A 24283-nucleotide genomic window follows, 5' to 3' on the forward strand; every position below is an offset into this window, starting at 1 on the left:
TCCTCCTTAACCTACTGCCTAAAAATATAAGATTGGAAGGCTGTTTGACCTGCTCTTCTTGCTAAAAATGATTCTAAGCCTACATCAGACGAAATTTTGATCTCAATATCAATATGTTCGGGTAAATAGCGCTGTGCCATATCTGTCACATGTTGGGTCAGAGCCGTAATTTCTGTGATCTCATAAAATTGAGTCACAATCTCAATATCTAGTGTATTCAAATTATCATTAATATATAGGGCCTGACCTGATACCCCATTTAAATTTGGGAAAAAGTTTCGAACGGCTTCTGAAAAATTATCAAAATAAGCATACTTCTCAGCTTCCACTCCTGATTGAAGGAGTGGTAAAGCAATTCGGTACTCATTACGGTCAGTCCAATCAGATACAGCATTCCCCTCGCGTGAAATACCATCCGAAATATAGGTCCCTCCAACAATTTCATCCTCATCCGCTTGACGATAGATTCCAACGACGATCGGGATTGACCTTAACTGCTCCGTTGCTCTTAACCGCCCCACAATGATATTAGCATAAGCTCTTCCGCGTTCTCGCATCTCTCCCATTGATATTTCTTGTTCGTAGACAACACCTTCAGGATCTGAATACTTATAAGAAGAATTCATCGACAAACCGATCACGATTCCTGCCAATTCAAACCCATCATCTGTCTCGACCATAATATTCTTTTCCATTATTTGCGATAGGTAAATAGGTGTCGATTGAACTTCTGGTTGATCCTTTTTATCTTGAACTGGATTTTCCTGTTCAATTAAATTCCCTTCTTCATCCATTTCGAAAGTTTGACCATTTTCATCAATTGTTGTCTCAGTCTCTTCTGGATCGATCTGAGAGCTTTCATTTGAAGATGTCTGCTCTTCAGATGGTTGGGGTTGGCTGCTTGGAATAGCCGGATTTAAGCCTTCAGGATTCTCTTCCGATTCACGACTCGTCCAAGAAGTCAGCATATTAATATTCATTAACTGCCCCTCTTGAAGGAAGTACTGGTCAGTGGGGAACACTTCACGTGCTAAACGCATTAAACCTTCTTCGAAGGCAAAGGTATTCCCTGGGGAGGATAAGGATGAATCAGAACTTGCTGTCGCGCCTAGTTCATAGCGCCCATCCGTAATCACCGAGCGATAATTATCAGGTGATAATTGATTGGCTGTTGTCTGAATCGATACGGTATCCGGACTCAGCTTTTTTTCGCTATTATTTTGTGAATCAATATCATTTAAACACCCTGATAAAAGGCTTAATAACAAAGTGATTATAATTAATCTAGTTTTCTCTTTCATCTAATATTACTCCGCTTTCTTCTAGCTTACTTACAAATGTTAACTCATCCATCGTTGTGATCCCTAGATTTTGAGCTTTATCTAGTTTACTACCCGGAGAATCCCCATATATTAAGACATCCGTCTTTTTCGAGACACTCCCTGTCACTTTAGCACCCAAGCCTTCAAGCATCTGCTTGGCTTGATCACGGGTAAAATGGGATAAAGAGCCTGTTAAGACAATTGTTTGATCGAGCCAATCACTATTCACATCTTGTCTTTCCTCACTGACTCCCATATAAGTTAGGTTTAGTCCTGCTTCCTTTAGTCTCTCGACCATTTTACGGGAATCATCTTGCTGGAAATAAGAAGATAAGGAGCGACTAATCATCGGTCCAACCCCATCGATCTGCTCGATTTGGTCGGGCCCCGCACCCATCACCGCATCTATTGTACCAAACTTTTGCGCAATTAAGCGAGCTGCTTTGACACCGACATGGCGAATACCTAAACCAAACAATAAACGCTCCAGAGAATTTCCTTTGGAACTCTGAATAGCTAGATAAAGTTTTTTAGCCGACTTTTCTTTAAAATGATCAATCTTCAATAGGTCATCAACTGATAAATAATATAGGTCAGCAGCTGTTTCAATTAATTTTATATCAATTAATTGCTGTACCACCTTTTCACCCAGTCCTGTAATATTCATGGCATTTCTTGACACAAAATGACTAATCTGAGCCAATCTCTGAGCCGGGCAATTTGGATTGACGCAACGAATGGCTACTTCACCCTCTAATTGAACTAATTCTTGGCTACAGATCGGACAGGTTTCTGGAAACATCAAAGGTTGAGACGTGGTAGAGCGTTGATCCTTTAGGACCTGTGTTACTTCTGGTATGATGTCTCCCGCTTTATGGATACTAACAAGGTCCCCAAGTCTAACGTCGAGTTGACGAATCAAATCAACATTATGTAAGCTGGCTCTTTGAACTGTCGTACCAGCTAGTTTAACGGGCTCCATTACTGCCGTAGGTGTTACAACACCTGTTCGCCCAACAGACCAATCAATACTTAGAATCCTTGTTTGAGCCATTTCAGCCGGAAATTTGTAGGCAATCGCCCAGCGCGGTGCTTTAACGGTATAACCCAGTAAGTCTTGTTGAGCAAACTGGTTGACCTTAATAACCACTCCATCAATCTCATAAGGCAAATCATGCCTCTGCTGGCCAACTTGCTCAATAAATTCCCAAATCTCATCTAGATTTTGACATTCTTGGCGTAGAGGGTTCGTGCGAAGACCCATCTTTTCAAAGGCCTCAAACAATTCAACTTGTGAATCCATTTGAACCCCTTCAGTCTGGGCCGCTCCATACATGAAGACATTTAATTCACGTTCAGCAGCCTTCCTAGGATTGATCTGCCTTAAAGCTCCAGCCGCCGCGTTTCTAGGATTAGCTAAAGGAGGTTGAGCAGTTTCCTCCCTTTGCTGGTTCAGTTTCATAAAAACAGCTTTTGGCATATAGGCTTCACCACGAAACTCCCCTGTCACAGGTTGGCGTAACTTTAAGGGGATAGAAGGAATGGTTCTTAAATTTTGTGTGATATCTTCACCGATACTCCCATTTCCTCTCGTCGCCCCCCGTATCAGTTGACCCTCTTGATAGGTCACAGCAATTGCTAAGCCATCAATTTTACATTCACAGACGAAAGTCACACCTTGCCCCACCATTGCTTCAATCCGATCAATAAAGCGGGTCAAATCTGCTCGATTAAAAGCATTGGCCAATGAGTACATAGTCTCTGCATGTTTCACCTTTTCGAACCCTTCAATCAGTTGGTCACCAATTCTCTGAGTCGGTGAATCGGGGGTGATCCATTCAGGATGCTTCCGCTCTAATTCTAGGAGTTCCTGATATAAGCGATCATATTCAGCATCCGAAATTAAGGATTCATCTAAGACATAATAGTGATAGGCATATTCATTTAACTGATTCTTTAAGTCATTTAAATGCGACTGTATATTTTCCATCACTTACCCCCTACTTGATCACTTTTGTAATTGGCGCAAAAGCGGCCATTAATTTCTTAATCCCTTGCTGGTCGAAAGCCACGTGGAGAATCTGATCTTCTTGACCTCCTTCAAGCTTAACAACTGTCCCCTTACCCCAAGTTCTATGGTCTACCTGGTCGCCTACTTGCCATACAGGAATATCAGAAGAGGTTTGCTCATTTGAATCCCTTTGTCTGACAGATCGTTTTGACTTCAATACCTTGTGGTGACTCGCTTTTCTCGGTCGATTGACTGAATTTAGGCGTTCCCCAATTTGCTGGTCCATAACTAAACCTTTGGAATGAAAGGCTTCAGCCACCCTCTGCATTAAGGCAGGATCAACCTCATCCACAAATCGACTTAAGGCGTTATTTTGGTATCTTCCATATAGTAATCGACTTTTGCAGGCTGTTAAGTAGAGCTTTTCCTGTGCACGTGTCATGGCAACGTAGGCTAGTCGCCTTTCTTCTTCCATCTCTTCTTGGTTCTCAAAAGCCCGGTAACTAGGAAAAAGCCCTTCCTCCATCCCCACAATGAAAACAACTGGGAATTCCAAACCTTTGGCAGCATGCATTGTCATCAATGTAACAGCTGTTCCACTTTCTTCATTTTGCTGGTCACTAGCCAAAGACAAATCTGTTAAGAAGAGCCTTAATAGGCCATGCGGGTCTGAGTCATTCAGTGAAGGATCTACATCAGACAATTGTGAATCTTGACTTTCTTCTTGTGGCAATTTGGTCAAAGCCACTCTATTAAGACCGTCCCCATGGCCTATCTGACTGTGAGCTTGGTCAAACTCTTTAGTAACAGACGCTAATTCTTCTAAGTTTTCAAGTCGGCTCTGATTCTCAAGGCCTCCCTCGTCTATGAGCGCTTGGGTATAACCTGATAATTTCCAAACTTGTTCGACAAGGTCCGTCACGGATAAGAATTCTGCTTGCTTCTTTAAGTCAGTGATTAAATGGTTGAATTGCTCAAGACGTCGTCTGATAGCAGGTGATAGTGACGACTGGTCGAGCAAGTCGATCGCTGCTAACCAAGATACCCCTTTCGAGCTCGCAAAGTCAGCAAGCTTACCGAGCGTTCCGGGTCCAATCCCTCTTTTAGGTACATTGACAATCCGATTAAAGCTTAAATTGTCATCTGGATTATCGATTAGACGAAGGTAGGCCAATGTATCTTGAATTTCTTTACGCCGGTAAAATTGCAAGCCACCAACCACTCGATAAGGTAAATTTGCCTTAAGCAATTGGTCTTCTAAAGATCTTGACTGAGCCTGAGTCCGATAAAGAATTGCAAAATCTTCATTTTGGAATGAGTCTGAATCTTTAAGATTAATGATCTCTTGAACCACATAGCGCGACTCGTCCTGATCACTATAGGCATTGTAAAACTTTATTTTATCGCCGCCTGTTTTTTCAGACCATAAATTCTTGATCTTTCGGTTTCGATTGTTTTGAATCACGCTATTAGCAGCCTTAAGAATCATTTGGGTTGAACGATAGTTTTGTTCGAGCAGGATAACTTTGGCATTGGGATAGTCTGCTTCGAAATGGAGAATATTCTCCATATTGGCCCCTCTCCAACCATAGATACTCTGATCACTATCTCCTACTACACAAAGATTATTTAACAATCCCGCTAGCAGTTTGACTAATTGGTATTGAATATTATTTGTATCTTGATACTCATCAACATGAATATATTGGAACTTCTGCTGGTAATATAAGCGGACTGCTTTGTTCTCTTCTAAGAGCTTAACCGTATTTAAAATAAGGTCATTAAAATCCATTGTATTGGATTCTTTCAACTTCTTTTGATAAAGATCGAACACTTTAGCTTGAATTTCTTCAATATAAGAAGAGGCTTCCTGAGCAAAAGACTCACTTGTCTGCCCCTTATTTTTTGCTTGATCAATCACCCATAGTAAGTCCTTCTCACGAAATTGCTTAGAGTCTAAATTAAGTTCTTTTAATATTTGTCGCAACAGCGTGAGTTGGTCAGATGGATCAACAATTGAAAAATTTCTCTGATAGCCGATACTTTCAGCTTCTCTGCGTAAAATTCTGACACACATTGAATGAAAGGTTGAGACCCATACAGACTCCGAATCGGGACCGACAATTGCGTGGATTCTTTCTTTCATTTCATTTGCCGCTTTGTTAGTAAAGGTAATCGCCAAAACATTCCATGGGTTTACTTGCTTTTGCTCAATCAGATAAGCAATCCGATGCGTTAAAACCCGTGTTTTGCCTGACCCTGCGCCTGCCGATATTAATAGAGGGCCTTCCGTTGTTAGAACCGCTAACCTCTGCTGGCTATTTAATTGATCTATACTTTCCATCAGTGTCATTCTGGGGTTCCTCCCTTTCCCTCACAATATACCCATCATTATAACAAAAAATGCCCCAACATACATAAGCCTCAGTTAATTTCCTGACAAAAAAAGCTTCCTCCCTAGATCATAGCGATCAAGGGGAAGCTTTTTTAATATTCTTAATGATATAACTCTGTCATGTCAATCTGGCGGTCACAAGACTCTAAACTATCTCCAGTCACCACTATTTGACCCTCCAATCGAGTCCCCGATGGATCCGAAATATTTGCAAACACAAATCCCCAGTCCGTGCGAGAGGCAAACTGAACCATCACCTTATCAAACTTGGCTTGTTGCATAGGAATCCCAACCCCCGCCAGGTTTAACGGCTCTATATTTGGCAAGGAAAGTCCGGCTAAGGCACGAACACACGCTTCAAAGTGTGAGACCGAAAAAAAGCCCTTGGTAAATATAGCAGCTTCTCCTAGCCCAATGGAAGCATGATTGATATAGATAACTCCAGCAGATGTAATAAAAAATTCAAATGTCAAAGACCCTACTAAATTAACCGATTTTGCTGTTTGAGCCCCGATCCGATCCAACTCTTTTTGCAGAGTTTGATTAATTCGGGCCGGATAGCGAACCTGCTTACCGGTCGTCATTCCCTTATCGATTAATTCAAGTGGAGGATAGATTAGAGTGTCTCCTCGGTCATTTCGAACCACGGTCAATGAAACTTTCTTCTCAACAGGAATCCAAGCTTCTAATATGCAAGTACCAGAATTCACCTTTTCTTCAGCCTTAATGAGGTCTTCTTCGCCAAAAAGGAGCAGATGGTCATTTGCATGGGCCAAGTGCCTTTGGCTTGATTTAAGAACACAAGGGTAGCCTAAATATTCAACTGCTTCATTGATATCTTCAAGAGAAGTGACCATTGAGAAGGGCGTCACAAGAGTCTTACTAGAATCCAGGTAAGCTTTTTCAATTAATCGGTCAGTTGAAATTGTGATTAAATTTTCTGACAAAACGAGATCAGTATGCTCTGCTAATATTGTAAAATCTTGACTCGTTAAGAGACCGAGTTCCACATAAACGGTATCAACTTGTTTGGCAAATTGTACCAAATGCGCCTCAGTAAATACACTGTGAATTTCTTGCCAACTCGCAAACTGCTGAACTGGATTAATCGATTCATGAACCAGGCTACCCACCTGGTATCCTAAAGCTCCAGCTGCTTGGGCTAGAAAAGCACTTGACAGTGAGGAGCCAATTATTCCAATTGTTTCTCCCGGAAAATGCCGCTGCGCCATAAAATTCTCCTATCTCTCATTCTTTATTTTCTGAGGGCTGATCATATTGATCAAGCTGCCACTCCTGAATCATTTTGATCAACTTATCACCATAGTCAGGATCCGTAGCATAGCCGGAACTCTGTAATGCTCTTGCCTGGTCCTGATAGGTTCTTGCTTGGAGCACTGCTTCATATTGGTTTGGATTCCAAGTGGTTCCATTCACAATTAACAAGGAGTGTTCTCGCATCGACTCCTGCCAAGAAGCATAGACCTTGAAATAATCATGGATCTCAACCCACTCCTCATCATAGTACTCTAGAGTCGGATAGAGGGCTGCTTGAGGGTCATTCGCATCCGTCTTGACACCATATAAATTGAAATGCTGGCTAGCGAGCTGGCTCCTACCGAAGTCCGATTCAATCATCGCTTGCGCCAATGAAACAGAGGCTAAAATCCCAAATTCTCTTTGAAGAGACTGGGCGGTTGGAACGAGCTCTTTGACGAATTTTTCCTTTTGTTGCTGCTCATACTGTAGCTGTAGATCTGCTTCTCCTGGCCGATTTACTTCATAATAAAGCCAACGCAGCATGAGACATAGAAATAGAAAAAATAGAATGCTTAAAAAAACAGTTGCTCTGCCAAGCTTCTTAAATAGGCTGACGCGCCACTTTTTCAGTCTTTGCTTCCACCTTCTTGATCTTACATGCCAGCGCTTTGATTTTGGCTTTCCTTGTCTTTTCTTTTTAGCCAAGCATCCCACCACATTCTCTTTTAGTCTTGCTTATAATCTCGCAACTCTTCAACTTGATTGTCAAACCATTGAAGTAATTTGACTTCATCTCTTTCAATTTGCTGGCGTATCACACCTGGCAAACGTATTTCAATAATATCATTGTAACCCCAAAAATTATAGTCAGCAACCAATTGTAAAATAGTTGTATTTCTTTTCTCAATATGATTTTCGCTCTTGTGCCACTCTAAAGTAACTAGACCATGATCCACCCAAGTTCTAGCAATCTGGTACTTCAAGTACAAGTATTCACTGATGGGATCTGCCATGACATCAGGCATCATATCCGCATTTCGAACAACTTTCTGAACGAGCATCCACTCATAATCCGTAAAGAGTGTCGCAAGGATCTGCATGTTTTCAAACTTTAGCCCCTGCTCTCCTTTTTTCCACCGGTCCCAAGATTGCGGCGAAATTCCTAATTTCTCTGTATAAAAGGCCTTCTCAGTTTGATATTTTTCTTTGATGACGTAAACAACAATTTGAACAAGTGCTGGATTCATATCCATTCCTCCTTTTCATCAATTATACACCTAAAAAGTGATAACGTAAAAAGTTAAGTTTAAAAAAAGGATTTGGAGGTTCTCCAAATCCTTTAGCAAATTAGGCTCAAATTACCTGAAGAACCAGGCTCCATCTTCTCCTAAATACCACGTTCCACGTCGGTATTGATCACCAAACCAGTAGAAATTTTCTGTTTGTTTTCCTTCATACAAATTATCCACAGGTTCCCCTGAGGGTGAGAGATGACCTTGATTCCCCACATTTTCGTTTACAGTTGTTGCAACTGGTTCATTTTCTTGGGGAAGAACAGATTGCTCTTGCGAGCTTGTTGTTTCTTGCATCGTTTCTTGCGTCGTTTCTTGATCACCATTTATCAAATAAGAAAGACTCTCTTCAATAATTTGGCGAATAGTTGGAATGATGGAATCGGCCGACTGAACCTTATCTGCCATAATAACCACCGCTATATCCCCAATGCTAGTCTCAATAATCCCTTCATAATTTTGAGTTTCATTATTGAGATCTGAAGACATCATCTCATATCGTCTACCAAAATTAGCATTTTCACCTGGGAATTTAAGTGTGTTTGGCGATAACATCAAAGTCTCCTTAAAGACACCATTAAAGGATGATTGATCCCCAGTAAAGAGCTTGTCTTTCGCCAATTTCAGCATCAAACTTCCAAGATCTGTTGCACTTGTTGTTGCCCCAGTAATATTACGGCCTGATTCAATGGCTAGAGGGGCATTCATTCTCGTTGAGAAATATCCAGCTTTCTTCAGCCATAGGTTAAATTCATTCACACCACCTGCGAGCTGGATCAGATGGTTCATGGCGCTGGCATCATTTTCCATCGCCACTAAATTAATCATATCTTGCAGGGTGAAGGCTGGGATCACTTTCGTCCCAACTTGGCCAGTGTCACCAGAAGCAATCAATTGGTCATTCACTTCAATGATCTGGTCAGGTTGAATCGTCCCTTCAGCAAGCAGTTCATGAATCCACTGAAGGACAAACCATCCAATTGATTGGTCGGCGTTCATCACCTGGTCATTATAAACATAAGGAACCTGTTCATCTATTGGCTGAATAAAGACAGATACATCCTTTAATCCAGCCAACTGACTATTCACAATATCATTAAGTGCTTCCTTGATTTTTTTATCACCATCATCCGCTGGCACTTTATATTCGACACTATCTGAGAAATTCTCACCACTAATTTGCAAAATCTGCTGGCTAGTATCCTCACCGACAACGGAAACGGCGGGATCGACAAAGCTTAGTAAAATATCTTTTCCTACTTTTTCAAGCGTGTAGTTATCTTGTAGGGGAACTTCCGTTTCATTGTACTGAACCTTAAAATCAAAAGTATCCTCCTTGACATCGGCTAATGTCTCAGCAAAGGAAAGTTTAACCTTAATTCGAGGGTACCCGCTTGTATCGACATCACTTTTAGTAATGTGATAACTCGGCTCATCTTGGACCGCTTGGTTATCTGACTTCTGGTCTTTATCCGACTTCTGATCTTTATCCGCCATCTCTTGAGAAGAATCTGAATGGTCTTTCTCGTCTTGTGATGAGGCCTCTTTATCAGAAGATTCTTCTATTGTTTCGGTCGAGTCTGATTGCCTTGCGGCCCACCATTCTGTCGCCTGGTCATAGAGCTGAGGTCCAAACAAGAAGAGCAACGCAAGAATAGCCAGCATAATAAGGAAACCGAACAGTTTTTTTAATAAGGATGAGGATTGCTTTGTCTTAGGCAAAATATAGTCTTCATCATCTTCAGTCGATATTTGTTCTGAGCTGTTTGCAGTATAGGGGTAAGAGAATACCTCATCTGCTCTTCTCTTGAAATCTTCTTCCTCATCAATTGGCTCCGATTCATTTTCAGGGCTTGAGGCACGTAAATAGGCTTGTTGCGCCTCAAATTCGGCCTCTTTCATTTCCTGCTCCAAGCTACGTCTAGCAACTGAGCTGTTTGAATGGTCATTTCTTTTACGAGAATCTAGGGGTTGGGGCTGGGGCCTCTCTCCTTTTGACGTGCTCTTGGCAGTCTGATCAGGAGCGGTTGGGGTGTCATCACTCGGTAAAGTCTTCTCTGTATATTCTTTTTTATCGGCTGAGTTAAAGCGATAACCACAATAAGCACATTGCGACTTACTGCGCACCCTGCGACCACAATTTGGACATTGCATCTTTTAATCCTCCTGTTTATATGATCATTTTGATCTCTTCTATTTTCCATTGTAGCACACTCATTTATCCTCGCTCAACGCCAAATCATGGCGCGTCATCAATTAGCGGACTAACGAGCACGATAATAAACGAGCACTTTTAAATACGCACTCTGCGGATCTTTGGAATTTGGAAAGTCACTTGGTAGACCAAAGCTTTGGATCAACTGAAACTTTCCTTGACCGATCTGATTCATATCCTTTGTAAATTGCTCTTTGGTATAGCCACTATGATTAGTACTCAAGACGCAGAACCCGCCCACTTTCGTTAAGGCAAAAAGCTTCTTGGCTAATGTTGGATAGTCATTCAAGGCTTGGAAAGTAGATGTTTTGGTTCGCGCAAAACTGGGAGGATCACAGATTACCCAGTCAAAGCGGAGGGACTGCTTCGATGCATAATCCAAATAATCGAACACATCGATAATCCGAATTTCGTGATGGTCCTCTTTGTTATTCAGACCATTTAATTCGAAGTTTTCTTGAGTCCATTCTAAGGTCCTCTTGGCTACATCAACTGAAACCACATGCTTTGCACCGCCCAAGGAGGCCGCAATCGAGAAGGCTCCAGTATAACTAAAGAGATTTAATACTCTTCCCTCATGAACCTGGGTTTGAATAAAATTTCGGACCTCTCTCTGATCAAAGAAAACTCCGGTCATCCAGCTTTCACCTAAATAAATAGCATACTTCCTACCCGCTTCTGAAATGACCAGGGGCTTAGGCGCTTCAATGCCCCAGGTATGCGCAATTGCAGAGTCATCAGACCCGACAGAGTAGCGCTTAGTTTCATAGATTCCTTTCACATGAATTCCGATAACATTCAAAGCCTGTAGCCACCATGTCCGATAGCAATAAGCTCCCTTCGAATACCAGTTAATTTGAATGAAGCCATCATAGTAGTCGATTGTGATCCCGCCAACCCCATCTCCTTCACCATTAAAAAGCCGATAACCATTCGTTAAAGGATCCTCAATCAGGTCTTGGCGTTTTTTAACGGCTTCTTCGAGCAAGTCCACTAGGTAATCTTCACTCCAAATTTGGGTCAGATCGTCAAAGATAATCCAGGCAAACCCTTTGTTCTGTCTCCCAACAATAGCTTGAACTGTAAAAGTCTTATCAGCATCACCCACCAGAATCACTTGCCCTTCAGGCATCGTGGCTAGGATTTCAGACGATTCAAAATCATTCAAAGTGAGTAATCTCTCTCCATTTTTAACTTTTAAAACTCCTGCGGAATTGAGTCGAAATCGTTTCATAAAACGCCTCCTGTTTTAACCCTTGTATAGGTATGCCAATTGGTCTAGACCGGCCACCTGTCACAAATAGGTTACTTATCAAGCAACTGCTCTATTTGGTAATTCGCTTCATCAATGGACATTGTATGGATGCTATCAAGGTCAGGAACTTCAATGTCTGTCGGAGAAAATTGATATTCCATCCGGATATGCTTAGTAGATAGCTCTGCTGTGTCTTCCTTAAAAAGGTTGAAGTCAAGGCTTTCCATCATACCTTCAACCACCAATTGATAGGTCTGTTTATCTGGATCTAAGGTCATATGCACTTTTGTTACCTTATCCATTATGCCACGCCCTGATAATAAGTTTGACTGTTCAAAATCATTCATCCATCTTTCTCGCTCTGGATGGCCTTTTAATAATTGATCGGATATCGTTGATTTTACTTGGAACTGAACCGAAAACACACTCTCTTCCTCACTAAGACGTACTTGCTGCTGAAATTCATTCTGCCAGTGATGGTAGTTTCGGTCTTTAGTCGATGCCTCTTGCAAATTAACAAACATTTGATAATCAAGGCCAAATTGTTTTTGGCCTTCAAAAAAGTTACCTGGAATCTCGATTCGGTCAATTTTTAAATCATATTTTCCATTCAAGGGGTTTTTTTCTAAATAATCCTTTGCCACTTTATTTAATTTATCTTTATTCGGTTGAATGATAAAAGGAGTCACAGGCTTTTGTGCCAGATTTCCTGTTTTGAATTCCTGCTGGTCAACTTGAACATAATCTTCCTTATATTTTTTGATTAATTTATCGAAATGATAATCAAAGAAGGGCTGTTTGTAGAAGGCAAGTGAATCCAATAGCTTAAATAATTGAGCATAGACAAGGTCGTACCTTTGATAAGACAAAAGATTAAACTCCGTTATTTGCGGCACATAATTCGAAGGATAAAACTTAAAATGAGCTAGGAAATCCCCACTACTCTGCTGGCCAATCACATTGACCTCACCAATGGTTGATTGATCCATTAAATCAATCCACCGAATCGCTACTTGATAACGATCAGAGGCTTCTAAATGATCAAAAGCCTCAATAAAATTTAATACTTCCTGATTTTCATCTTCTTGATTCCGAATGATTTCTTTTTCTTCCACCTTGCTAGGAGCCGCTAACACACAGTTTGTCGAACCTGATGGATAAATAGAAACAAACAAAAGCGCGGCAATCAAAGGAATCAACCACCGTTTCACATGCATAATATCACCTCTTATTTCAGCTTATCCTTATTATAAACGATCTGTTTGATTAAAACACCATCAAAAAAAGGAAGGCTGAGTGGGCACTCAGCCTTCCCGGAAATCTTCTGCTTTAACTCTTAAAAGACGCCCTCATCCACATTTTCATATTTATACTCCCAGGTCAGATGCTCAGGTGCCATTTCCATTTGCTTGTCATAGTCGCGTAGAACCTTGACGGCTTGTCCAGAAAGAAAAATTAAAGCAATAATATTTGGCAAGGCCATTAGACCCATTGAAAGGTCGGCTAGGTCCCAGATCACACCAGAACCAGCGTAATAACCTAGCGCAATGGCGATGAGTGCCAATAGCTTAAAGCCTTTGACAATCGCCGGTTTCCGGAAAATATACTTGACATTAGATTCAGCAAAGAAGAACCAACCCACAATAGTCGTTAATGAAAAGGCTGATAATGAAATGGACAAGAAACCTTCTCCAATGGCACCAAACTGCTTAGCAAAGGCTGTTTGGGTCATAATTTGAGCATATTCAGCTAACTCTGCACTGCTTAATTCATACATCACTTCTTCAGAGAATGATCCTGTTAATAAGTTAATCATAACAGTTGCGACACAGATTACGAACGTACAGATAAATACACCAATCATGGCAATAAAACCTTGTTCAGCAGGGTGCTTTTGAACAGCAACCGCATGTGAATGCGGCGTGGATCCCATACCTGCCTCATTAGAGAATAGACCACGTGCCAAACCGTAGCGGACTGCTTCTTTAACGCCAATTCCCATGGCACCACCCGCGATTGCTTGAGGGTTAAATGCACCGACGATAATTAAGCGCAAAGTAGGTAAAACTTGGTCAATGTTTAAGATGAGAACAAGCAATGAAGAAGCTACATAAGCAAAAGCCATTACCGGCACAACGTTTTCAGAGAACTTCGCAATTCGGCCCATTCCCCCGATCAGAATCCACCCAACTACCAACATTAACACGACTGTAATCGCAATTTGGTTAAAGCCAAAGGCAGAGTTCATCGAGGTAATAATGGAGTTTGCTTGAACCATAATTCCCACGATTCCCAATCCAATAATACAGAATAAAGCGAAGAGGAAGGCTAGCCATTCCTGCTTAAGACCATTTTTAATATAATAAGCAGGACCCCCAACTAATTCACCATTATCATCACGTTCCCGATAAACTTGAGCCATGGTTGCTTCAGTAAAGATAGTCGCCATCCCCAAGAATCCAGAAATCAGCATCCAGAAAGCAGCTCCTGGTCCCCCAGAAGTAATCGCGGTCGCTACCCCAACGATATTCCCTGTTCCTACCTGAGCAGCAACTGCCGTTGCTAGAGACTGAAACGGCGTCATCCCACCGGGTTCAGCCGGCACTTTGTGAATAATGTCTGAAATCAATTTCTTGAAAGCGGGAAACACACGTGAAAACTGTGGAAAACGTAACCGGATTGTTAAAAATAAACCAATCCCAATAAAACCAAATAAAAGAACATAATCCCAGAGGAAGTCCCGAACTAAAATGACAATATCATTAACACTCATATAACAATTCCTTTCAACTAGCTATTGTTGGTATATCGTCTAAAAAAAATAATTCTATCCATGTCACTCGACTCAACTCATAACATAGAATCGCTTTCATTTTTCCTTTAGCACCTAGGTAACTTTAACATATTAAAAACGGTTTCACAAGCGAATTTATTATTTTTAATTAAAATTAATTTAAAAACTTGCCTCTCCAAACCTTATAAAAGGCTTAAAACAAGCATTTTATACGCTTTCATTACCATTAATAAATGAGAATATTTTTAATTATAATCGATCAACTCTTTAAATTGGTTTTATTTGATTAAAGATTCACAATCTATTATTCAAATTCTCCCCTGGATTCATTCCTCATTAAATGATCCCTTCAAAAGACAAATGAGACAATAACAAAGAAAGACCCAAGATAACAAAACTGCTATCTTGAGTCAATCGATAAACGATTCCGTCTCAAACTGCGGCCGAGAAGACTCGAACTTCCACATCCTTAAGGACACCAGCCCCTCAAGCTGGCGCGTCTGCCATTCCGCCACGACCGCCTCACCTAAAGTGAACAAATTTCATTGTAGCGAAGTTATCCCCTAAATGTCAAGCCTAAATATGAAAAAACAAGCCATTTTTTGGGAGAATGCTCCGCTACAACTTATTTACTAAATGATCGATTAGACAGATTTCTTAGAGTGATTTGCTAATTGTTTCAAGCCAATACGTCCTCTTGCTTGGTCAATACTGACTACTTCGACCTTCACAATATCTCCAATTCCAACCACTTCACTTGGATGGTTGATAAACCTTCCATCTCGCTGATAGAGATGGGAAATATGGATGAGTCCGTCTTCTTTGACACCAATATCAACAAAAGCTCCAAAGTCTACGACATTGCGAACAGATCCTTCTAGAATCATTCCCTCCCGCAGATCATCGAGTGTCAACACATCCTCTCGTAATAGAGGGGCATCTTGGAGATCTCTAATATCTCGCAGTGGGTATAATAAGGCCTGAACGATATCAGAGAGCGTTTCTTTGCCTATATTGACCTCCTCTGCTAGCCCTTGAAGATCAACCGCCTTAATCGCACAGATACTGTCATCAGAACCTAAATCGCTACGATCCACACCGGCCCTTGAAAGAATTTCTTCAGCGATCGAATAGGATTCAGGATGGATAGAAGTTTGATCTAAAGGATTTTCCCCATCCAAAATCCGCATAAATCCAATCGCCTGTTCAAAGGTCTTAGGTCCCAACCGCTTCACTTTTTTGAGTTGATCTCGGCTTGTAAAGCTGCCTTGCTCATCCCTTAAAGCCACTAAATTTTTCGCCGTTGCGGTCGTCATACCTGAAATGTGTTCTAGTAATTGAGGACTTGCAGTATTAACGTCGACCCCTACCTGATTGACTGTCATCTTCACAACAAAATCTAAAGCCTGTCCTAGTTGATTTTGATTAACATCGTGCTGATACTGACCAATGCCCATTGATTTGGGATCAATCTTGATAAGTTCTGCAAGTGGATCTTGGAGCCGTCTTGCGATACTGACCGCTGAACGCTCTTCCACTTGGAAGTCAGGAAATTCCTGACGAGCGACTTCACTAGCAGAGTAGACAGAGGCCCCTGCCTCGTTTACTACAATAAACTGGACTCTTTGATCCAGTTGTCGGATCACTTCACTGACAAAGGTGACAGACTCACGACTCGCTGTTCCATTACCAATTGCAATCAGCTCAACCTGATAGGCTTCGATCAATTGTTTGAGATCCCGTTTAGCTCCTTCTCTCTTTTCTTTTGAAGCAGGAGGATGTGGGTAAATAACAGATTTAGTTAGCACCCTCCCCGTCTGATCAATCACTGCTAGCTTACATCCTGTACGATAAGCAGGATCTAAACCTAGAACGATCTTGCCTTTTAGTGGTGGCTGTAGTAATAACTGGCGAAGATTATCCCCAAAAAGCTTAATTGCTTGTTGATCAGCTTGCTCAGTACGTTCTTTTCTCAACTCTCTTTGGATAGATGGAAAAATAAAACGTTTGTAGGAATCTTCAATTGCATTTTCAATCATTGTAACCTGATCATCATTGAACTGGTCATTTAACAGATGTTTTTTTAGATAATGAAGCGCTGGGTCATGATCCACCGTTAATTGGATGGTCAAGACCTCCATTTTCTCTCCGCGATTACTAGCTAAAACTTGGTGGTCCGCTATCTCTCGAAAAGGGCTTTTGAAATCATAATAAAGCTTATATGTCTCTTTCTCATCCTTCTTAGCTTCTTTCAATTTCGTCTCCCAATATCCATTATACCGAGTATACTTGCGAATGAACTCACGAAAATCTGCACGATCGGCCACTTGCTGGGCAATAATTTCGTGAACTCCTGCTCTAGCGCTGGCTTCATCTGGGACTTCTGGACTGCGGAATTTTTGCCAATAATTGGCAAATTTTTCTGCTTGAGGATGCACCTTTAAAACCCAGTCAGCGAGGGGCTCTAAACCATTTTCAATGGCTTGCATCGCCTTTGTTTGTTTTTTGGGCTTAAATGGACGGTACAAGTCTTCCAATTTTTGTAAGGTGCTGGCAGACTCTATTTGAATCCTTAATTCTGGCGTTAATTTTTTCTGATCGTCGATGGTTCGAATAATCTTTTCCTTTTCTTGCTCCAGGTTTAGCTGATAGTGGTAATGCTTTTGGATGGTATCAATTTGCACTTCATCTAAAGACCCCGTTTGCTCCTTACGGTATCTCGCGATAAAGGGAACTGTGTTCCCTTCATCCAAAAGTTTTAGAACGGAACGTACCTGAGAGGACTTAATATGGACCGTCTGACTGACTAAATGAATGATGTTATCTGATAGACTCATTGCTGATATTTTAATTCCCTTCTTGGACCCTCACTGAATGAATATCAATGACGGCTGATTGACTTATCTCTAAAGCATGCAGTTGGCCACCGAAGACGGCTCCCCCGTCGATACCCCATTTCCCGTCTTTTCGCCACACGTCTGAATTATAGTAATTCTGATTCAAGACCATCGTAGGCGTATGTCCAAAAATAATTTGCTTACCCGTCTGATTGATTGCATGATGAAAATGATCACGCAGCCACAGGAAGTCGTAATCAGAAGTCTGATGCCAATCATCTAAGGACAGATCAATTCCAGCGTGAACAATAATAAATTCGCCAAATTCTACATAGTAGGGCAAATTCATTAACCAATCTTCAAGACGAGGATAGCACCGTTTTAGCTGACGAGTCAGCTTCCGACTATTCGCTTTCGTAATCAGCTGCTCGGGTAGGTCTGTGAGTTGGCTTAAAGTCTCCACTGCCCCATTCATAACAAAATGATTAAAATAATTACTGGGACTTCGCAAGAAATTTAATAACATCTCTTCATGATTGCCCCTCAGTGTGATGACTGAATACTGCGACTGGAGCTCCCATATCTTCTCCAAGACCTTTTGATTGGCGTATCCGCGATCCATATAGTCGCCAATTAAAATCAATTGTTGGTCTTGAGGAGACCACTTTTCGAGAAGTTCTTCAAACTCATCAGCCATACCATGAATATCTCCTACAACAAATGCTTTCTCATAATGACTCGTTCTGATTGGATTCACCCCCCATGATATTATCAATTGCAGCCTATTATACCATAAGTTCTTAAAGGCGAAATAGGCGGATGCTGAAACTTCATCATACTTTGACCTGTTTTTGGATCATCTAAGAACTACACAAGAGTTTTTTATAGTTTATTTGTACTTTAAAAGATCCGATCCCCTGTATTGAATAGTCAAAAATAGGGTTGAGGGAAGTGTCTTTCTTCCCCAACCCTATCAATATTAAAGCGAATGCTTTATAAGATAAATTACCCATCTAGTATAGTCGATATCTTTCAGTATCCCATTTAGAAGAATTTGGTGACATCTGCTTATCTTTAAAAAGTTCTTCCAAACCTCCATAGCTGCAAAGCATCATCATCCTCTCTCAGCCTTTTCATCAGGAGATCAGCTCAATCACTTCGCTTCTATTTGAGAGCTGGAATAGGATCAACCATCGCTTAAAGTCCTAGATGAGACTTAACAAGATCTTCAATTCTTTGCATTTCACTCATTGGATCTTCTCCATTAATGAAAACATTTTCTAGTGCAATATTTAACTCTGTAAACACTTCAGAAGAGCCAACGTAAGGAACTTGTGAATTGCCATACTCAAGCTCTTTTGTCGCTGCTTGCATATAAGGGGTATCTTCTAAATATTGCTGCCAAATTTCTGAATCGACACCTGCTTGGGTAATCGGTAAGTAGCCTGTATCAACAGCCCATTGTGCTGTATTATCTGCTTGTAATAAGAAAGCCATAAATTGAATAGCACCTGCAATTTGTTCATCAGAAGCCGATGCAAAGACACCTAGGTCATTCCCAGCATAGAGCGTCAGAGGGTCTCCTTGGCCATAAACAGGAATTTCTGCGGTCTTTAAGTTCATTCCAGATTCTTCCACACCTGGTAGTACATGGGGTAAACCAGCAGAAGAGCCGATATAAAGGGCAGTTGCGCCTTGTGAGAATGGCCCAGACATGTAACTATCTTCTCCAGCTAAACGGGCATGACCATCGTCGATTAACGCTTTAATAAATGCTAAAGGTTCAACAGCTTTTTCTGACGCTATATCGGTTGAAGATAGATCATCCGCAATCCAAGTAGCCCCGTTTTGACGTGCCATTGTCTCATATTCCATTGAGGGACCATTTTCAAATCCCATAGCAGGTTCTTCTTTTCCTGCCTCATCTAATTTTTCGCCCAATTCTTTTACTTCTTCCCAAGTGGTCGGAATTTCAGCCCCCACCTCGTCTAAGAGGTCCTGGTTAACAAACATCAAGCGAACAGATTTTGAGAATGGAATGGCATAGATTTTATCATCAAGTGTTACCCCTTTGGTAAAACCTTCAAAAATGTCTGACTTCAATTCATCGGTGAAGCCATTATCAGCAATAAGATAATCATCGAGAGGCAGTGTTAGCCCTTGATCTTTGAAATCAACGACTGTTGAAGCAGTTAACTGCGCCATCACTGGTAGATCCTTTGATACCCCAGCAGCAATAATTGATTGTTGCAAGGTTGCATAGTCCCCCTGATTTTGTTCAACAACTTTATAGTCTGTTTGGGAAGCATTAAAGGCCTCAACTAATTTTGTAATCGCTTCTTGATGTGGACCATTCATAGCATGCCAGAAAGTAATTTCAACTGGTTCTTGAGCGAAGGCAAACGGCGCCAATACATTCGATACAATAAAAGTAACAACCACAGCTAGAAGTAACTTTATTCTTTTCATTTTTACTCTCCTTTTGAAATGCCAAGTGCGACAGTCAACTATCCCTTCAGACCAGAGCGCGATATTCCTTGGATAATATGTTTTTGGAAGATTAGGTAAAAAATGACCATCGGCAAAATCACGATCGTTGAGGCTGCCATTAACAGCTCAAAATGCGTGCCGGATTCTGTCGTGAAGGCTTGTAAACCAACCGGTAAAGTCCTCATGGTGCGGTCATTTGTTACAATCAACGGCCACATAAAAGAATTCCACGATCCGATAACCTTTAGAATTAGCACAGCAATGATCGAAGATTTTGATAAGGGGACCATCATCTCCCACAGAAAGCGCCAATCACTAGCCCCATCTGTTATTGCTGCATAATATAATTCATCAGGTACACTCTGAAAAGATTGTTTCAAGGTAAAGACCGAAAATACCGAAGCCAACCATGGAAGAATTAGAGCACCATAAGTATTAATCATGCCCCAATTCGATAAGGTCACAAAGTTCGGAATCGTCATTAACTCTCCTGGCACCATCATGGTTCCTAATAGAATAAGAAAGATTAGGTCTTTCCCCCAAAACTTAAATTTAGAAAAAGCAAAGGCTGCTAATATGCTGGTAATCAATTCACCAATCGTTGTCGTCAGTGTTATAATCACACTATTTATAAAATAACGATCAAATGGGGCTGCAGCCAATGCTTGACGATAGTTCTCCCAACGCATTTCATTGGGCCACCAAATCGGTGGAATGGCACTTGTCTGCCCAGCCGTCTTTAAACTGGTTGACAGCATCCAATAAAAGGGCAAAATCATAAAAAAGCCCCCAATAGCTAAAATTAGATACGTGATCGTCAGCTGTAAGATACGCTTCATCCTAACCACCTCTCTTTTCAAAATAGCGGTTGCCCATATATTGAATAATCGTTAGTAAAAGAACAATTCCAAATAAGACCATTCCTGTGGCAGCTGCCATACCATAGTCATACTGTTCATAGAATTTTCGATAGAGGTAATAAACAAGGGTTGTAGCAGACCCAGCTGGGCCTGGTCTTCCTCCAAACAGAGCAAAGACCTCATCAAACACTTTGAAGGAGTTAATGACACCGACAACCGTTAATAAAAAGAGCGTAGGACGTAAGAGAGGCAATGTAATTCGAAAGAACCGCTGTAAGCCATTGGCTCCATCTACCTTAGCTGCTTTATAGTAGGTTTCATCGATGTTTCCTAAGCCAACTAGTAAAAGAAGGATATTAAAGCCCAACCCCTTCCAGATTGCCATGATAATCACTGCCGGCATTGCTAACTTAGGCGAATTCAACCACGTCATAGCTTCTATTCCAAAGAACCCTAGGAAATAATTCATGAGCCCATATTTCGAATGGTAAAGCCAAGACCAAACAATTGATATGGCTACTGTTGAAGTAACGAAGGGAAGAAAATAAACGGTTCGGAAAAAACCTTTAATCCATGGGATTTGATTAAGGAGGACCGCAATGATTAAGGAGATAACTAATGAACAGGGAACGACCCACAAAACATACACAGAGGTGTTTTTTAAGGCAAGATAAAATTTGGGATCTGAAAAAATCGTTAAGAAATTATCAATACCTCGCTCTTCTACGACCCCAGAAAAAATATTATAACGTGTATAAAAACTCATATCGATGGACTTAAGAATGGGGTAAATAGTAAATATCCCAATCACTAAAAGCATCGGTAAAATATAGAGAAGGGCTTGGATCGTAGATTTTAAGTTAGCTTTACGATTCATGGTCGCTCACCTCATTAAAAGGCAGACGATTACCTCGTGGATCAAACATTAAGATATGTTGGGTGTGAGCTTTCAGAAAGACTTCCTGGCCTTCTTGGATTGTAATCGGCAAATCAGACGCAAGAAGCGATTGTCCCGCTTGGTTCAGATGCACCGTGACATCCTTCCCTATGACTTCTACTCGTTCAACGACCGCTTTGACTAGATAATCCTCTGGACTCCCGATCTCCAGATCTTCAGACCGCACACCAATTTTATCCCAATCAAATGCCATAATAGGATGGTGAGGATTCAAAAGTGAAGCGTTCTTAGTCAATGTATTGATGACAGGAGAACCGATAAATTGTGCAACGAATAAATTTTTTGGTTGCTGATATAAAGTCACCGGGTCGGACAATTGCTGAATCTTTCCTTGATCGAGCACCATCACCTTATCTGCTATACTAAGTGCTTCCTCTTGATCGTGGGTAACAAAAACGGTTGTAATACCTGTTTCTTGTTGGATTCGCCTTATTTCTTCGCGCATTTCAATTCGCAAACGCGCATCCAAGTTCGATAATGGCTCATCCATTAAAAGGATTTCAGGTGATTTGGCTAAGGCTCTCGAAATGGCAACTCTTTGCTGCTGACCTCCCGATAATTGACGTGGGTATTTATCTAGCTGATCTTGAATTCTAGTCAAAACAGCCATCTCTTCCGCTCTTTCCTTTTGCTCTTTGCGCTTCATGCCAGCCATTCTGAGTGGAAATTGAATGTTCTGCCTAACAGTTAAGTGCGGATACAGGGCATAATTCTGAAAAACTAAGCCAACGCCTCGCTTAACTGGGTCTACCTTTGTCACATCGACATCATCAAAGAAAATTTTACCTGATGTGGCTGTGAGCAATCCGGAAATAAGATAGAGTGTGGTTGACTTCCCACATCCTGATGGACCCAAAAAAGAAATGAGTTGATGGCTCGGGAGTGTGAAATTAATTTGATCGAGAACCTTTTTATCTTTAAAGGCCATTGTGACATCTTCAAAACGGACTTGCATTATGTCGCGCCCCTTTCATAGTGAAGTCAGTATAGCAAACCAATGTAAATTCCATGTAAATCCACTCATGTTTTTTGTAAAGTTATTGTAAAGGATGGCGCCAAACAACATGCTGATAATGGTGATTAATATAGTCCCATTCTTTCTGTTTTAATTCCTTTAAACCTTTTTGAATGAGCGTTGCGATATCTTCTTGTGACATTTGAATAATTTTATCCGAACTAAAATCGCGATAATCTCCTCCCCCCACTGCACGATATTGGGTAACAGCTAAAGTATAGTCCTTGTCTCGATCGATTGGTCTTTGAGTTCGCTCATCAATGATTGTCAGTACGCGATTGCCGACGGTTCGACTCAAATCGACTTCCGTAGTGAAGCCAGTATATAAATCATAGTTATAATGCTTAGGCTTGGGGGACAGGTAAGATGGATTGACAATTATTTCTCCCCCACTGTCTAAGTCAAAATACGCCATGTTATGTTCCATAATCGAATATAGGGCTTCACCTGATACTTTTACCTTTGCAATCAAATTATAAAAGGGATAGATCTTTAATAAGGTCTCACGAGTGACTTCTCCTTGAAATTCTGCAAAGTGATGGTTCAGTAAGGAGGAGCCAGCAAAGTCAGCCTTCATTTCTTTTTTAATTAGATAGTTGATATATTCAATGAAGGGATGCCCTTCGATGCGGGCTTCTGCTTCAGACTGAGTGGGTGAGATAATCGAAGCATAACCTAGAATCTCAGAGAGCCATTCTAAACTATCGGAATACTCGGGTTCTAAAACATCTTTGATTAAACGATTCGCCTCATGCTCCTCAAAAGAATGCAAGGCCCCCTGGACCGAAAGTATCTCACCCGCTTCCATTTCTACCAGTGCTTGCCCGACCGTCTCCCCTCCGTAGCCTGGTTGTAAGCATAAGGTTTGCTTATATGTTTCACAAATTATTCGGTGCTGATGACCCGTCAATAACAAATCAATACCTGAAATCTCCTCCAACATTTGATAGCCTTGATTTTCACCAGTCAGCTCTTCAGTTGGTACACCTGTAACAAGATCTCTTTCAAATCCGCCATGATAAGCAACAACCAGTAGGTCGACCCGATCTCGAAGTCGATGAACATATTCCTTGACTGTTTCAAAGGCATCCTTGAATTGAAGGCCTTGGTAATGGGCAGGTAACTCCCAATGGGGAATATAATGAGTGGTCACACCAATTATCCCGATCTTTTGACCATTAAAATCCAAGATATCATAAGCAGCTCCCTTGAAAGGAAGGTCGGTGTCTTGCTGCACAATATTACTGCATAAAATCTTAGCATTCAGCCCATCAAGAGCTGAATCTTGATACTGCCTACCAAAATTAAATTCATGATTGCCAATTATTTGATAATGATAGTCTAACTGGTTCATCACTCGGCTGTAGACATCCCCATCCTCCTTAACCTTACCTGTATAAGTTGCCATGGAGGAACCTTGAATAAAATCTCCCAGGTCAATCTGGATGGTAGGGCCCAAATGATCTTGACGTAATTTCCGAATCAAACTCGCTGTGTTTAATAAAGAATATCCTGGATGATTCGGATGGTCTTGCCATTGCGCATGGGTATCACTTGTTAGAATAAATTGAATCTGCAT

The 24283-nt window shown here is 41.1% G+C and carries 17 protein-coding genes and 1 tRNA gene; all 18 read right to left on the minus strand.

The genetic code is table 11. From position 1 onward, the window contains the following. Positions 1-11: 11 nt before the first annotated feature. Positions 12-1301, minus strand: a complete 1290-nt coding sequence (locus HMPREF9708_RS02435) for a CamS family sex pheromone protein (RefSeq protein ID WP_006308507.1) — start codon at positions 1299-1301, stop codon at positions 12-14. After that, a complete protein-coding gene (ligA, locus tag HMPREF9708_RS02440; RefSeq protein ID WP_006308508.1) occupies positions 1285-3312 on the minus strand; it encodes an NAD-dependent DNA ligase LigA in 2028 nt (675 codons plus the stop codon). Before ligA ends, HMPREF9708_RS02435 begins: the two co-directional genes overlap by 17 nt. Positions 3313-3322: 10 nt before the next feature. Next, positions 3323-5686, minus strand: a complete 2364-nt coding sequence (locus HMPREF9708_RS02445) for a UvrD-helicase domain-containing protein (RefSeq protein WP_006308509.1) — start codon at positions 5684-5686, stop codon at positions 3323-3325. Positions 5687-5829: 143 nt separating this feature from the next. Further along, entirely contained in the window at positions 5830-6960 is a 1131-nt protein-coding gene (locus HMPREF9708_RS02450; RefSeq protein ID WP_006308510.1) for an ATP-grasp domain-containing protein, read from the minus strand. Between the two features lie 16 nt (positions 6961-6976). Beyond that, positions 6977-7531 (minus strand): glycoside hydrolase family 73 protein, encoded by a 555-nt coding sequence (locus HMPREF9708_RS02455; protein WP_006308511.1) that lies wholly within the window; start codon positions 7529-7531, stop codon positions 6977-6979. Between the two features lie 182 nt (positions 7532-7713). Beyond that, entirely contained in the window at positions 7714-8235 is a 522-nt protein-coding gene (locus HMPREF9708_RS02460) for a hypothetical protein (protein ID WP_006308519.1), read from the minus strand. A gap of 111 nt (positions 8236-8346) precedes the next feature. Beyond that, complete coding sequence (locus tag HMPREF9708_RS02465) at positions 8347-10434, minus strand: serine hydrolase (RefSeq protein WP_006308523.1); 2088 nt, start codon at positions 10432-10434, stop codon at positions 8347-8349. Positions 10435-10544: 110 nt separating this feature from the next. After that, positions 10545-11729, minus strand: a complete 1185-nt coding sequence (locus HMPREF9708_RS02470; protein ID WP_006308530.1) for a class I SAM-dependent rRNA methyltransferase — start codon at positions 11727-11729, stop codon at positions 10545-10547. A 71-nt stretch (positions 11730-11800) separates the two neighbouring features. After that, a complete protein-coding gene (locus HMPREF9708_RS02475) occupies positions 11801-12967 on the minus strand; it encodes a hypothetical protein (protein WP_006308531.1) in 1167 nt (388 codons plus the stop codon). A 119-nt stretch (positions 12968-13086) separates the two neighbouring features. Then, complete coding sequence (locus tag HMPREF9708_RS02480) at positions 13087-14523, minus strand: alanine/glycine:cation symporter family protein (RefSeq protein ID WP_006308532.1); 1437 nt, start codon at positions 14521-14523, stop codon at positions 13087-13089. A 459-nt stretch (positions 14524-14982) separates the two neighbouring features. Further along, positions 14983-15065 (minus strand) — tRNA-Leu (locus HMPREF9708_RS02485). A gap of 123 nt (positions 15066-15188) precedes the next feature. Then, positions 15189-17381, minus strand: a complete 2193-nt coding sequence (locus tag HMPREF9708_RS02490) for a Tex family protein (RefSeq protein ID WP_006308533.1) — start codon at positions 17379-17381, stop codon at positions 15189-15191. A gap of 10 nt (positions 17382-17391) precedes the next feature. After that, positions 17392-18138, minus strand: coding sequence for a metallophosphoesterase (locus HMPREF9708_RS02495; RefSeq protein ID WP_232215531.1), 747 nt, complete (start codon positions 18136-18138; stop codon positions 17392-17394). A 440-nt stretch (positions 18139-18578) separates the two neighbouring features. Then, the gene (locus HMPREF9708_RS02500; RefSeq protein ID WP_006308535.1) at positions 18579-19850 is read right to left on the minus strand and encodes an ABC transporter substrate-binding protein; all 1272 of its coding nucleotides are present in this window, start codon (positions 19848-19850) and stop codon (positions 18579-18581) included. 38 nt (positions 19851-19888) lie between these two features. Further along, complete coding sequence (locus tag HMPREF9708_RS02505; protein WP_006308536.1) at positions 19889-20710, minus strand: carbohydrate ABC transporter permease; 822 nt, start codon at positions 20708-20710, stop codon at positions 19889-19891. Between the two features lies 1 nt (position 20711). Further along, positions 20712-21608, minus strand: a complete 897-nt coding sequence (locus tag HMPREF9708_RS02510) for a carbohydrate ABC transporter permease (RefSeq protein ID WP_006308537.1) — start codon at positions 21606-21608, stop codon at positions 20712-20714. Then, positions 21598-22644: an ABC transporter ATP-binding protein gene (locus HMPREF9708_RS02515; protein WP_006308538.1), complete on the minus strand. Its 1047-nt coding sequence runs from the start codon at positions 22642-22644 to the stop codon at positions 21598-21600. Before HMPREF9708_RS02515 ends, HMPREF9708_RS02510 begins: the two co-directional genes overlap by 11 nt. Positions 22645-22726: 82 nt before the next feature. Continuing rightward, positions 22727-24283, minus strand: coding sequence for a bifunctional metallophosphatase/5'-nucleotidase (locus HMPREF9708_RS02520; RefSeq protein WP_006308539.1), 1557 nt, complete (start codon positions 24281-24283; stop codon positions 22727-22729).

This window comes from Facklamia languida CCUG 37842 (genome assembly GCF_000245795.1).
In the GTDB taxonomy this organism is placed as follows: domain Bacteria; phylum Bacillota; class Bacilli; order Lactobacillales; family Aerococcaceae; genus Facklamia; species Facklamia languida.

What these genes read in the sequence shown, in the direction of transcription:
- HMPREF9708_RS02500 (WP_006308535.1), bottom strand. Translation starts at nt 19,850, where the DNA reads ATGAAAAGAATAAAGTTACTTCTAGCTGTGGTTGTTACTTTTATTGTA.
- HMPREF9708_RS02475 (WP_006308531.1), bottom strand. Translation starts at nt 12,967, where the DNA reads ATGCATGTGAAACGGTGGTTGATTCCTTTGATTGCCGCGCTTTTGTTT.
- HMPREF9708_RS02435 (WP_006308507.1), bottom strand. Translation starts at nt 1,301, where the DNA reads ATGAAAGAGAAAACTAGATTAATTATAATCACTTTGTTATTAAGCCTT.
- HMPREF9708_RS02515 (WP_006308538.1), bottom strand. Translation starts at nt 22,644, where the DNA reads ATGCAAGTCCGTTTTGAAGATGTCACAATGGCCTTTAAAGATAAAAAG.
- HMPREF9708_RS02510 (WP_006308537.1), bottom strand. Translation starts at nt 21,608, where the DNA reads ATGAATCGTAAAGCTAACTTAAAATCTACGATCCAAGCCCTTCTCTAT.
- HMPREF9708_RS02450 (WP_006308510.1), bottom strand. Translation starts at nt 6,960, where the DNA reads ATGGCGCAGCGGCATTTTCCGGGAGAAACAATTGGAATAATTGGCTCC.
- HMPREF9708_RS02465 (WP_006308523.1), bottom strand. Translation starts at nt 10,434, where the DNA reads ATGCAATGTCCAAATTGTGGTCGCAGGGTGCGCAGTAAGTCGCAATGT.
- HMPREF9708_RS02490 (WP_006308533.1), bottom strand. Translation starts at nt 17,381, where the DNA reads ATGAGTCTATCAGATAACATCATTCATTTAGTCAGTCAGACGGTCCAT.
- HMPREF9708_RS02480 (WP_006308532.1), bottom strand. Translation starts at nt 14,523, where the DNA reads ATGAGTGTTAATGATATTGTCATTTTAGTTCGGGACTTCCTCTGGGAT.
- ligA (WP_006308508.1), bottom strand. Translation starts at nt 3,312, where the DNA reads ATGGAAAATATACAGTCGCATTTAAATGACTTAAAGAATCAGTTAAAT.
- HMPREF9708_RS02470 (WP_006308530.1), bottom strand. Translation starts at nt 11,729, where the DNA reads ATGAAACGATTTCGACTCAATTCCGCAGGAGTTTTAAAAGTTAAAAAT.
- HMPREF9708_RS02460 (WP_006308519.1), bottom strand. Translation starts at nt 8,235, where the DNA reads ATGAATCCAGCACTTGTTCAAATTGTTGTTTACGTCATCAAAGAAAAA.
- HMPREF9708_RS02445 (WP_006308509.1), bottom strand. Translation starts at nt 5,686, where the DNA reads ATGACACTGATGGAAAGTATAGATCAATTAAATAGCCAGCAGAGGTTA.
- HMPREF9708_RS02520 (WP_006308539.1), bottom strand. Translation starts at nt 24,283, where the DNA reads ATGCAGATTCAATTTATTCTAACAAGTGATACCCATGCGCAATGGCAA.
- HMPREF9708_RS02455 (WP_006308511.1), bottom strand. Translation starts at nt 7,531, where the DNA reads ATGCTGCGTTGGCTTTATTATGAAGTAAATCGGCCAGGAGAAGCAGAT.
- HMPREF9708_RS02505 (WP_006308536.1), bottom strand. Translation starts at nt 20,710, where the DNA reads ATGAAGCGTATCTTACAGCTGACGATCACGTATCTAATTTTAGCTATT.